This window comes from Duganella sp. 1411 (assembly GCF_017833525.1).
In the GTDB taxonomy this organism is placed as follows: Bacteria; Pseudomonadota; Gammaproteobacteria; order Burkholderiales; family Burkholderiaceae_D; genus Rugamonas.
The window spans coordinates 330,897-343,101 of the sequence record NZ_JAFICD010000005.1 but is presented as its reverse complement, the minus strand read 5'-3'; the positions used below and the strand labels follow the sequence as shown (position 1 = coordinate 343,101).

The window sequence follows — 12,205 nt, the reverse complement described above, 5'->3', positions numbered from 1 at the left end:
CAAATCCGCACCCGTTTTTTTGATGATGTGCCCGCTTGAACTTTGGCGGCGACCGGCTATATTGACCGCTATCATCCCTTTGCCCGCAGGATAAAAAGCGCTCCCGTTGCCATCTTCAGGAGAACAACATGCCACTGCACCACTACGGCGTCCTCAAGGGGCGGCCGATCAATCGCCAGCTCGGTTCCAGCCAAAACGCCCACTACCAAGTGCACGTCGTCGACGACACCACCGACTACCGCATCGCCATCAACGTCAAGTCGCAGCTGGCGCCGTCCGAGGTCGAGTACGTGGTCGACGCCCACTTCGACCATCCGCTGCTGGCCCACCTCGACGAGCTGCCGGTCGGCTGGTCGGCGCTGCCGTCCAAGCCGGCCGGCGCGGCGCTCGATTTCATCCGGGGCAACCTGTTCGATCCGCGCCAGATGGTGCCGCTGCCGCTGAGCATCAACGGCCCCGACAACGACCTCAACGACAAGATCGACCAGCACATCCAGCGCGCCATGAGCGACGAGAACGCGCTGCTGTACGCGTTCGGCGAGCGGTGGGGGCCGGAGCCCGGCAAGAAGGACAAGATCTTCGGCTTCCTCCCCGGCAACGGCGTGCACGACATCCACATGAACCAGGCCAACGACGCCGACTTCCAACAGGACGACGGCGTCTACCAGGACGGCGGGCTGCTGCTGCACTTCCCCGGCCAGAACCAATGGGTCGCCATCTTCCTCAAATTCCAGTCGCAGACCTGGCACAGCGACGACCAGACCGGCCACCGCATCGAGGGCGGCGTCAGCGGGCCGCCGGGCGACCAGCCCACCCCGTCCGACCCGTTCGAGCCGGGCGGCCTGCCTACGCCCGAGGCGCCGGACGGCGCGCTGCGCATCGTCGCCGCGCTGGTCAACCCGGTGCGCTCGCCCGAGGTGGAAACGGTCACCCTGCTCAACCGCACGCCGCAGGCCGTCAATCTGGCGGGCTGGAAGCTGCTCGACCGCGACAAGCACGCGATGCCGCTGTCGGGCACCATCGGCGCCGGCGAGACCCTGCGCGTGACCCTGGCCGCGCCGGTGGTGCTGCCCAACAGGGGCGGCATCATCACGCTGCTCAACGCCGACGGACTGCGGGTCGATGGCGTCAGCTACACCAAGGCCGACGCCTCCAATCCGGGCTACTCGCTGAAGTTCTAAGCCGCACGGGGGACGCATGCGCGCACACCGCACCGAGGGCGACCTGCACGTGCAGGCGATCGCCGGCAGCCATGTCGTGATCTTCGGCTTCGACTGGCCGGCCGCGCGCGCCGGCGGGCTGCAGGGCTTCGCGCTGCACCGCACCGACCATGGCACCGGACGCGCCGACTGGCTGCAAAGCCAGAAGCGCTATCTGTCCACCGATCCCGGCACCGCGCGCGGCGCGCTGGTGTCGACGCGGCGCCATCCGCTGCAAACCTTCCAGTGGGCCGACTACACCGCGCAGCCGGACGCCGACTACACCTACCGCGTCGTCGCGCTGGGCGGCACGCCGGCCGCGCTGACGACGCTGGCCGAGGCGGCGGTCACGGTGCGCACGATCACGCGCACGGCATCCGGCCACGCCGTGCATTTCAACCGCGGCGCTGTGGCGGCGCAGGAATACGCGCGCCGCTTCAACAACCGCGCGCCGGAGGACGTGCCGAACGGCCAGGCCTTCGATTGGCTCAGCCGGGGGCTGCTCGAATCGCTGCTGGCCTTCATCGACCAGGCCCACAGCGGCGACGCGCTGCACGTGGCGATCTACGAAGCCCGCTACGCGCCGGTGCTGGCGGCGCTGCGCCAGGCGCGCGGGCGCGGCGTGGACGTGCGCCTCATTTACGACGCCAAGCAAAACGGCGACGACGACAGCCCGGCCTTCCCGCGCGAAGAAAACATCGACCAGATCGACGCCGCGCACCTGGACGACGCGGCCATCGCGCGCGAGCAAAATCCGAGCTACATCGCCCACAATAAATTCCTCGTATTGTCGAAACAGGGAACGCCGGCGGCGGTGTGGAGCGGCTCGGTGAACTGGTCGCAGAACGGCTTCTTCGGCCAGCTCAACGCCGGCCACGAGGTGTGGAACGAAGCGGTGGCGCGACGCTTCCTGGCCTACTGGGAACAGCTGTCGGCCGATCCCGGCGGCGCCGACCTGCGCGCAGCGGTCACCGCCGCCTTGCCGCTGCCGGCGCGCTGGCCGGACGGCTGCACGCCCGTGTTCAGCCCAAGGCAGGAGCGCGACGCGCTGGACCGCTACATCGCCGGGATCGGCCAGGCCGACGTCGTGCTGCTGACGCTGGCGTTCTCCATCGACGCGCAGCTGGGCCAGGCCCTGGCGCCCGAACACGCCGGCCTGCGCTACGTGCTGATGGACGGTTTGAAAGGCAACAAAACGCAGGTGGACAAGCTCAAGCAAACGGTGCGGCAAATCCGCGCCACCGAAAGCGGCCGGGTGGCGATCGGCGCGTATCTGCGCACCAACGCGCTGGACCAGTTCTTGATCGAACGCAGCAACGCCATGGCGGAACACGTGCAGTTCGTCCACACCAAATTCATGCTGCTCGATCCGCTGGGCGCGCGCCCGCTGGTGATCACCGGCTCGGCCAACTTCAGCGCCGCCTCCAGCAAGCAAAACGACGAGAACATGCTGGTCATCGCCGGCGACCACGACGTCGCCGACATCTATCTGGGCGAATTCATGCGCTCGTACACGCATTACGCGTTCCGCGACGCCGTGCAATCGGCCGCGCAGTCCGGCAAGCCGTTCGTCAGCAAGCCGCTGAACGAGGACCGCAGCTGGGCCGCCGACTACTACGGCACCGGCTTCAGGAGCCGGCAACGCCAGTATTTTTCCCGCAGCACAGTGTAATCACAACCGAAGGAGCCGCATCATGAGCGAATTGAGCACCACTCCCAGCACCAACCCGCACAACGCCAAATACCCGGAGATCATCACCGAGACGGAAACGGACGAGCGCGAGGAAAGCACCGAGGAGCAAAAACTGGTCTACGAGTCCGGCGCGCCGAAGGGCACCTCCGTCATCAAGAAGGTCACCGTCACCAAGGTCAGGATCCGCACCACCACGCCGTACCTGGGCACCGTGTGAGCGTCGACACGGCCGGCCGGACATGGACATCCGCCACGACTTCACGCAGCCGATAGCGGCGGCGCTGCGCGCGCACGGCATCGTCGTGGTGGCCGCCGCGCGCGGCCTCGGCGCCGGCGCCACCGCGCGCGCCGCCGCCACGGCCGCCCTCCCCGGCGCGACGCCGTGGGAGCTGGACGGCGACGGCCACACGCACGGCTACCTCGCCGGCTTCGAGCCGTTCATCGAGCGCCTGCTCGACGACGCCGACGGCAACCGTCCGGCGCTGGTGGCGCGCCACGAGCAAAGCCTCAAGCGTCTGTGGCCGCGCCGGCCGCGCGCGGCGTTCAGGGTGCCGCGCGACCTGACCGGCACCGCACCGCGCGAGGAACGCACGCGGTTTTATCATCACGAATATCAAAACAAGCTGCTGGTCGGCCTCGCCGAATTCGTCATCGACGCGATGGCCGACCCGACGACGCTGGTGATCGATAACGCCGAGCGCATGCCGCCCACGTCCAGGCATCTGCTCGACATCCTGCGACGCTTGCAAGGTCCGTCCGGCAAACTGCGTTTCATCCTGCTCGACCGCGGCGGCGCCACGCGCTGCGGCGAGCTGCCGGTCATCGCGCTGCCGCCGCCAACCGAGGCCGAATTCGACGCCGCCGCCGGCATCGGCCACCTCGGCGCGGCGCAGCGGCGGGCCTTGTACGTGCAGTCGGGCGGCAATCCGTCGGTATGCAAAACCCTGGCCACCTGCCTGGGCAAGGATCTCGGCGTGGCGGCCGCCCTGCCCGTCGCCGCGGTCATCGATCTGCACCTGGCCACGCTGGGCGACGCCCGCCGCGCCGTGCTGGCGGCCGACTTTGTCGCCGCCGGATGCCGGAGCGATCCGATCGGCGCGCGCAACGCCGAAACCATGCCCGCCGGCCTGATGGACGATCTGCACCACGCGCGCCACGCGGCGGCCCTGGAGCGCCACCTGGCCGGCGCCGGTCCGCTGGTGCTGTGCCACGCGCTGGCGATCCGCGATCCGGCGCGCCGCCTCGAGGCGCTGGTCGAACCGTGCGACGTGCTGATGGGGATAGGCTTGTACGACACCTGGTTCGAGTTCTTCGCGGCGCTGTACGCGGCGCCCCGCCGCCACCGCGAAGGAAGCGACCATGACGCCGTCGACGGCTTGTTCATCAACGCCGCCTTCGTCCTCTACTCGATGGGCTACACCGGCGCCGCGCTGGCGTTCCTGAACGACTTCCTCGCGACGTCGCCGCACAGCCGCTTCGTGCCCACCGCCTTGTACGCGCAATCGATGACGTACGGGCGCTATCAGATTCCGGTCGACCTGGCGGCCGCCGAGGCCTGCGCCCTCCGCAACCTGCGCCTGATCGACGAAAAATTCCACGACCATCCGCGCCACGCCTACATCAAGGTCTTCGCCGAAAACGCCTACGCCTACATCAAGGCGCGCCAGGGCAAGTTCGACGAGGCGCTGGCGCTGTGCGAGCAAGGCATCGCCGACATCGTCAAGGTCTACGGCGAGGATCAGTTCCAGCTGCACCGCTCCATCCTGATCTACAACACCAGCCAGGTCTACGAACTGGTGGACGACGCCGTGCGCGCCGAGCAGCGCCTGCGCGAGGCCATCGCCTGCGATCCGTTCTACGCCGAGTACTACAACGACCTGGGCAACCTGCTGTCGCGGCTCGACGGCCGCGAGGAGGAGGCGCTGGCCGCCTACGCCAAGGCGATCGCGCTGTCGCCGCCGTACCACGAGGCGCACCTGAACCGCGGCATGCTGCGCGCCCAGCGCGGCGACACGGACGGCGCGCGCGCCGACTTCGAGCGGGCGCTGGTCATCAAGCCGTCGGAATGGCGCGCGCTGCGCGAACTGGGCAACCTGCGCCTGATGGCCGGCGACGCGGCCGGCGCGCTGGCCGCTTACGACGACGCCCTGCGCCACGAGGCGCGCGACGCCGACCTGCTCGCCAACGCCGGCATGGCCGCCTCCGAGCTGGGCGACAGCGGGCGCGCCATCCGCCACGCGCTGGCGGCGCTGGCCGTCAATCCCCGCCACGCCGGCGCCCACAACAACCTGGCGGCGGAGTTCATGGCGCTGGGCCAGCGCGACGAGGCGCTGGCCCACATCCGCCGGGCGATCGCGTGCGATCCCGATCCGCGCTACCGCGAGAACGAGGCGGCGATCATGCGCTCCCTCGCTCGCGCGTGATCCCGGTCCGGGCCTGCCCCGCCCACGAGCCGAGCTCTTCAAGAACCGCGCTGTGGCGCGCGAAACACCATCGCCGGCGCGGCGTTTCAAAACCGTCCCACGGCCTTCCGATTGTGATAATGTTGGCGAACATATTACAAATAAAGGAGACAGCATGCGTACCAGCGGCACCCTGAAAACTTGTATCGCCCTTTGCCTGGTCCTGGCCGGACCGTTCGCGCTGGCCGAGGCGCACCTGCCCGCGCCGGCCCCCACGCCCGCCGTCGGCGACTCCTGGACCTACCAGTACACCGATGTGTGGAAGGGCGTCAAAGGCAACGTCAACAAGATGGAGGTGACCGCCGTCGACGACGCCGGCGTGCACGTCGAGGTGCGCCGCGCGGCCAGCAACGCGCTGCTGACCAAGCAGCTGTTCAGCGCGGAGATGAACCCGGTCGACCGCGGCTCGATGCATTTCGCGCCGTCGTTCGCGCGCTTCGCCTTCCCGCTCACGCCCGGCAAGGAATGGAGCACCGAGGCCACCGGCGACAACCAGAAGCTGGGCAAGCAATGGCGCTACACCATCAAGGGCAAGGTGCTGGACTGGGAAAAAATCAAGGTGCCGGCCGGCGAGTTCGACGCCATCAAGGTGGTGGTCGAGGCGCTGTATCGCGGCGAGGCGACCGGCAGCACCGGCGGCAACGGCCAGCTGACCGAAACGGTGTGGTTCGTCCCGGAGCTGAACAACTTCGTCAAGCTCGACTACCGCGACACCGACTGGCAGGGCCGCATCTTCAACCGCGACAGCTGGGAGTTGACCTCCTACGTCCGCACGCCCAAATAACGGCATGCGGAGGCGCCGTGGCCACCCAGTCCCCTGCCGCGCCAGCGCCGCCATCCCCGTATAGCGACGGCCATCTGCACGCCCGCCCGGCGCTGCGGCGCACGGCGCTGCAACAGCGCGAGGCGCCGCTGCCGCTGCCGCCAGGGCGCCACCGGCTGGCGTTCGGCAACGGCCGCCAGGCGATCCTGCACGTGCCGCCGCCGCAGGCCGAAGGCGCGCCGGCGCGCCCGCTACAATTGATCGTGCTGCTGCACGGCGTGCGCCAGCTGCTCGGGGGCGCCGACGACATCGTCCTGGCGCACGCCACGCGCCACGGCGCGCTGCTGCTGATACCACGCTCGCTGACCGACAGCTGGGACGTGATCCGCGGCGGCTACGGCCCGGACCTGGCCTTCCTCGACCGCGCGCTGGCGTGGACCATGCGGCGCTACGACGTCGACGCGCAAGCGGTGGTCATCGGCGGCTTTTCCGACGGCGCCTCGTACGCGCTGTCGGTCGGTTTGATGAACGGCGATTTGTTCAGCGACATCCTGGCGTTTTCGCCCGGCTTCATGAAACCCTTGCGGCGGGTCGAGCGCCCGCGCGTGTTCGTCGCCCACGGCAGCGGCGATCCGGTGCTGCCGGTCGAGCGCGGGCGCGCCATCGCCACGCAGCTGGCGACCGAGGCCTACGACGTGCGGTACGCGGAATTCGACGGTGCCCACGTGGTGTCGGCGCCGATCGCGCGCGAGGCGCTGCGACGGATCGGCGAGCGCTGAACGCTAGCGGACGTTCACGCCAGCATCGGCCGCAAGCTATGCCACACCAGCTCCGGCTCCATCTGCACCATGCAATTCTGATGCCCGAGCGGACACTCGCGCTGCCTGCACGGCGAGCAATCGAGGCGCAGCGAGATCGACGCCGCCAGGTCGGAAAACGGCGGCGCGTGATCGGGATCGGTGGGGCCGTACAGCGCCACCACCGGCCGGTTGAGCGCCGAGGCGATATGCAGCAGGCCCGAATCGTTGGCCACCACCGCCGACGCGTGCGCGATCAGCGCGATCGCCTCGGCCAGGCTGGTGGCGCCGGCCAGGTTGAACACGGCCGCGCCGGCCGGCATGCCAGCCGCCACCTCGGCGCAGGCCTGCTTGTCCTTGGGCGAACCGAGCAAGGCGATCTGCGTGGACGGCCCGTTGGCCAGGATGGCCTGCCCCAGACCGGCGAAATGGCGCGCCGGCCAGCGCTTGGCGCCGCCGAATTCGGCGCCCGGCGCGAACGCCACCAGCGGCCGCGCCGGATCGATGCCGGTGCGGGCGCAGACGGCGGCGATTTGCGCGGCGCTCGCCACCAGCCGCGGACGCGGCAGCGCCGCCCGCGCGGCCGGGTCCTGCGCCGCCACCGGCGCGCCGGCCAGCGCGGCGTAAAACGCCACCATCGGCCGCGGCGGCGTCTCGTCGTGGTGCATGACGTTGATCAGGCCATGCCGGCTCTCGCCCTTGTAGCCGACGCGCCGCTGGATGCCGGCCAGCCAGGGGATCAGCGCGTATTTGATCGTGTTGGGCAGCACGTAGGCCTGGTCGTAGCCGCGCCGGCGCAGCAGCCGCGCGTATTTCCAGCGCTCGCGCAGCTGCAGCGCGCCGTGGCGGAACGGCGTCTCCAGCACCTCGTCGACCTCGGCCATCTGGCGCCACACGGGCGACACCGCCGGCGGCGCCAGCACGTCGATGGCGTGCGCCGGATGGGCCGCGCGCAGCAAGCGCAGCAGCGGCTGCGCCATCACCGCGTCGCCGATCCAGTTGGGCGAGATGACCAGGATGCGCGGCGCGTTCACGCGACCGTCCGCGCGTGCGCCGGCGCGCCGGGCTGGCGGCCGCTCAGGCAAAAGCCGACCAGCAAGAACATCATCAGCGCATAGAACATGGCGCTGCGCACCGACCAGAAGATCACTTCGGTCAGGCCGAAACTGAAGTAGCTCAGCGTGAGCAGCATGCCGGCCAGCGCCGGCGCGGCCAGGCCGGGCTGGCGCATCTGGCGCAGGAAGAACAGGAACGGCGCCACCAGCGTGGCCAGCCAGGCGAGCAAGCCGATGATGCCTCCATATACCAGTTGTTGCACCATATCATTGTGAAAATGCTCGAACTCCAGCACGAACGGCCGGCTCTGGCCGCTCTCGACCATCGCCTCCAGCTGCCGCCTGACGTTGGGCGCGCTGGCGCCGACCAGCGGGCTGCGCTCGATCACGTGCAACGCCGTGCGCCACAGTTCGATCCGCACGCCGACGTTGGTGTAGCGCTGCTCGCCGTCGACATACTGGCGCACGTCGTTGATGCCCTGGTCGAGGCGCTCGCGCGCGCCCGTTTGCGGGATGAAATAGCTGCTCACCAGCAGGGCCAGCCCCAGCAGCGCCAGGCCCTTGCGCCGGCGTCCGCGCAGCACATGGCCGTAGCGCGCCAGCAAGACCATCGAAAACAGGATGGCGACCCAGCCGCCGCGGGTGCCGGTGGCGATCGAGCCGACCAGGCCGGCCAGCGCGCCGAGCGCGGGCCAGACGGCCGCGCGGCCGGCGAAGTCGAGCGTGGCGGCCAGGCACAGCAGGCCCATCAGCAGCATCAGGTCGCCGTAGGTGATCGAGTTGATCAGGCCGCCGGGGCGCTCCAGCCCCAGCACCCAGCGCTGGTAGGCGATGAAGGCGGCGCCGGCGAAGGCGCCGGCGATCAGCCCCCACCACAGCGCCTTGCGGCTGGGCCGGCACACCAGCACGGTGAGCATGGCGCTGGCCGCCAGCAGCATGCGCAGCGGCTTTTCGAGGTCGCGCGCGCGGCCGTCGGGACTGAACGCGGCGTTGGCCACGGCCAACAGCAGGAACAGGCCGACCGCTACCAATACACCACGAATATTAGTAAGATGAGGTAACAATGCTGGCGCCGCCCGGCGCCAGTGGTACAGTGCCACCACCAAAAACCCAACGCTGCACAAGCCGACGCCAAAGTTGGTGATCAAGACCAGAAATGGCAAACTGAAGACCAGGCTGTGGATAAAGACAGTGCGGACGTCGAACTTGGTTAAGGTATTATTCATTCATTTTTTCGATTATTACAACAGGGCACTGGTAGCACTTCTTACATGTCAGCCGTCACTATTTCACTCATCATCACGACCTACAACCGGCCCGACGCCCTCACGGCCGTGGTCGAGGCGTGCTTCGCGCAGTCGGACCTAGGCTACGAAATCATTATCGCTGATGACGGCTCGGGCCACAACACGCGCCAGGCCGTGGCCGCGCTGCAGGCGCGCGCGCCGCTGCCGCTGCGCCATGTGTGGCAGGAAGACAAAGGATTTCGCGCGGCCCGGGCGCGCAACCTCGGCACCCTGGCCGCCAAGGGCAATTACATCATCTTCCTCGACGGCGATTGCATCCCGCAGCGAAATTTTATCAGCCAGCACCGGAAACTGGCGCAACGCGGCCACCTGGTCTCGGGCAGCCGCGTCCTGCTGAGCGAGGCGGCCACCCGCCGCACCCTGGAACACCACCTCGACCTGCACCGGCTGAGCCTGATGGACAAGCTGCGCTGGCGCCTCCGGGGCGACCTCAACAAGGTGCTGCAACTGTTGATGTCCTGGCCCGACTGGAAGCGCACCAGCACCCGCTTCACCTGGCGCCGCATCAAAAGCTGCAACCTGGCCGTCTGGCGCGCCGACCTCGAACTGGTCAACGGCTTCGACGAGAGCTTCGTCGGCTGGGGCCACGAGGACGCCGACCTGGTGGTGCGCCTGTTCAACGCCGGCGTGATGCGCAAGGATGGCGCCTTCGCCACCGAGGTGTTCCACCTGTGGCACAAGGAAACCAAGCGCGACCAGGCCGGCAGCAACCGCGCCGTGGTGCGCCAGCGCGCCATCGACCGCTGCACGCGGGCCGTTAGGGGACTGCAGCAACAACAGCCGGCGGACGTGGCCGCCGCCCAGATAGTGCCGCAATGAACTGCTATAATCGGCATATTGCGTTGCGGCCACCCCGGACCCTCCGCCCCCTCTCTCTCGCCCATGAAGACTGCCGTTAACTCGCTGCCGCTGCCCGAGACCGGCAGCCCGTTTGCTTCCGCCTTGCTGTTCGCGCTGCCCGCGCTGGCGCTGGCGGGCGCGGCCGGCGTGGGCGCGCTGCAGCTGGCGGTCCTGCTGCTGTTCATCTCGCGCCTGCGGCCGGTGTGGAAGGTCTACCAGCAATACTGGTTCGAGCTGGCCGGCGTGATCGCCGCCTTCGGCGCCTGGTTCGCCGTGGCGCTGGCGCGCGCGCTGCCGCCGGCCGGGCCGGCGGCGCTGGCCGCGCCGGCGCTGGCGCTGCTCGGCCTGGGCGCCATCGGCGCCATGTACCACCTGCGCCCGCGCGCCCAGCAACTCTGGACCGGCCTGTGCGCCGCCGGCATCGCGGCGGCGTTGCTGGCGATGTACCAGGCCTTCGGCGGCGCCCACGCGCCCGGCCTGCCCTCCCAGGCGCTGAGCTTCGCCGACCTGGCGCTGGTGTGCGGCCTGACGGGCCTGTGCGGCCTGGGCGCCCTGCGCACCACGCGCCAAGCCTGGCTGCCGGTTGTCGCGTTGCTGTGCGGCATAGCCGCTTCCCTGCTGTCGGGCGCGCGCGGCTGGCCGGCCATGGCGCTGGCGCTGATTCCGCTGCTCGTCTACGGCCGCGCCCTGCCGCGGCGCGGCCTGCTGGCGCTGTGCGGCCTGGCGCTGGCGCTGGCCTGCGCGCTGCCGGCCGGCGGCCTGGCCGCGCGCCTCGGCGGCGCCATCGACGAGGCGCGCCGCCACGTCGCCGGCGCCGACCCGTTGGGCGCCGGCCTGATGCTGTTGCTGTACCTGGCGCCGTTGTTCCACTTCGCCGGCCAGCTGCGCCGTCCGGACCGCGGCCAGCACGCGCTGGCGCTGGCCGGCCTGGTGCTGGTGGCCGCGTTCGTCGGCCTCGCCCTCGGCGGCGCCATGCCGGGCCCGCTCGCGCCCGAGGCGTTCTACGTGATGATGGTGGGCAGCCTGAGCGGCATGTGCCTGGCCAGCCAGCACGTGCCGCCGCCGCGCCGCATCATGATCACCCGCACCGACAACATCGGCGACGTCGTGCTGACCCTGCCGCTGGCCGGCTACCTCAAGCAGCTGTATCCGCACTGCGAGATCGTGTTCGTCTGCCGCCGCTACGCCGCCGCCGTGGTGGCCCAGTGCCGCCACGTCGACCGCGTGCTCACGCTCGAGGAACTGGGCGACGACCTGGCCGGCGGCATGGCGCGCAGCGGCTGCGACACGGTGTTGTTCGCCTTTCCTCGGCGCAACCTGGCGATCGCCGCGCGCCGCGCCGGCATCGCCCGCCGCGTCGGCAGCAGCCGCCGGGTCTACCACTGGTTCACCTGCAACCGCCTGATCAACATCAGCGCCAAGAAAACCCCGCTGCACGAGGCCCAGCTCAGCTTCAAGCTGCTGCTGCCGCTCGGCGTCGACTACGTGCCCTCGCTCGAGCAGGTGTCGAAGCTGTACGGGCTGACGGTGCCGCGCCACCCGGCCGCCGACGCCGTGCTGGCCGGCCCCGGCTTCAAGCTGATCCTGCATCCCAAATCCAACGGCAACGGCCGCGAATGGCCGCTCGAACACTACACCACGCTGGCGCGCCTGCTCGGCGCCGACGCCGACGGCGTGCGGGTGCTGATCACCGGCAGCGCCGCCGAGGGCGAACTGCTGGCCACGCAGGCGCCGGCCCTGCTGGCGCTGCCCAACGTCGAGAACCTGTGCGGACGGCTCGACCTGGAGGCGTTCACCGCGCTGGTCGGCGGCTGCGACGGCCTGATCGCCAGCGGCACCGGGCCGCTGCACCTGGCCGCCGCGCTGGGACGCCCGGTGGTGGGCCTGTTCCCACCGCTCAAACCGATCGACCCCACGCGCTGGGCGGCGGTGGGGCCGCGCGCGCACAACCTGGTCACGGCGCCGGCCTGCGGCCATTGCGCCGACCCGGCCCGCTGCACCTGCATGCTGGCGATCACCCCGGCGCAGGTGCATGGGCTGGTGCGGCTATGGTGCGCGGAGGCGGCCCCGGCCGCCGCCTGAGCGGCCG

At 69.9% G+C, this 12,205-nt stretch carries 10 protein-coding genes; 8 read left to right on the top strand and 2 right to left on the bottom strand.

Annotated elements, in window-relative coordinates; translation table 11 throughout:
- Nucleotides 1-128: 128 nt before the first annotated feature.
- The 6 genes from JOD97_RS24420 (at nucleotide 129) to JOD97_RS24395 (ending at nucleotide 6,896) form a co-directional block, all read left to right on the top strand.
- Nucleotides 129-1,181, top strand: coding sequence for a DUF2278 family protein (locus tag JOD97_RS24420; RefSeq protein ID WP_209724374.1), 1,053 nt, complete (start codon nucleotides 129-131; stop codon nucleotides 1,179-1,181).
- A gap of 16 nt (nucleotides 1,182-1,197) precedes the next feature.
- A complete protein-coding gene (locus tag JOD97_RS24415) occupies nucleotides 1,198-2,871 on the top strand; it encodes a phospholipase D-like domain-containing protein (protein WP_209724372.1) in 1,674 nt (557 codons plus the stop codon).
- Between the two features lie 22 nt (nucleotides 2,872-2,893).
- On the top strand, nucleotides 2,894-3,109 hold the full coding sequence (locus JOD97_RS24410; RefSeq protein ID WP_209724370.1) for a hypothetical protein: 216 nt from the start codon (nucleotides 2,894-2,896) through the stop codon (nucleotides 3,107-3,109).
- A 22-nt stretch (nucleotides 3,110-3,131) separates the two neighbouring features.
- Nucleotides 3,132-5,315 (top strand): tetratricopeptide repeat protein, encoded by a 2,184-nt coding sequence (locus JOD97_RS24405; RefSeq protein WP_209724368.1) that lies wholly within the window; start codon nucleotides 3,132-3,134, stop codon nucleotides 5,313-5,315.
- Nucleotides 5,316-5,469: 154 nt separating this feature from the next.
- Nucleotides 5,470-6,138, top strand: a complete 669-nt coding sequence (locus JOD97_RS24400) for a hypothetical protein (RefSeq protein WP_209724366.1) — start codon at nucleotides 5,470-5,472, stop codon at nucleotides 6,136-6,138.
- A 17-nt stretch (nucleotides 6,139-6,155) separates the two neighbouring features.
- Nucleotides 6,156-6,896 carry a thioesterase gene (locus JOD97_RS24395; RefSeq protein ID WP_209724364.1) on the top strand — a complete coding sequence of 247 codons (741 nt, stop codon included), beginning with the start codon at nucleotides 6,156-6,158 and terminating at the stop codon, nucleotides 6,894-6,896.
- A gap of 14 nt (nucleotides 6,897-6,910) precedes the next feature.
- Here JOD97_RS24395 and waaF read toward each other — a convergent pair whose 3' ends face one another.
- Nucleotides 6,911-7,948, bottom strand: coding sequence for a lipopolysaccharide heptosyltransferase II (gene waaF, locus JOD97_RS24390; protein ID WP_209724362.1), 1,038 nt, complete (start codon nucleotides 7,946-7,948; stop codon nucleotides 6,911-6,913).
- Nucleotides 7,945-9,195 (bottom strand): O-antigen ligase, encoded by a 1,251-nt coding sequence (locus JOD97_RS24385; protein ID WP_209724360.1) that lies wholly within the window; start codon nucleotides 9,193-9,195, stop codon nucleotides 7,945-7,947. The genes waaF and JOD97_RS24385 overlap by 4 nt, the downstream gene beginning before the upstream one ends.
- A 45-nt stretch (nucleotides 9,196-9,240) precedes the next feature.
- Here JOD97_RS24385 and JOD97_RS24380 point away from each other — a divergent pair, with 45 nt between their 5' ends.
- On the top strand, nucleotides 9,241-10,095 hold the full coding sequence (locus JOD97_RS24380) for a glycosyltransferase family 2 protein (protein WP_209724359.1): 855 nt from the start codon (nucleotides 9,241-9,243) through the stop codon (nucleotides 10,093-10,095).
- Between the two features lie 63 nt (nucleotides 10,096-10,158).
- Nucleotides 10,159-12,198, top strand: a complete 2,040-nt coding sequence (locus JOD97_RS24375) for a glycosyltransferase family 9 protein (protein WP_209724357.1) — start codon at nucleotides 10,159-10,161, stop codon at nucleotides 12,196-12,198.
- Nucleotides 12,199-12,205: the final 7 nt, after the last annotated feature.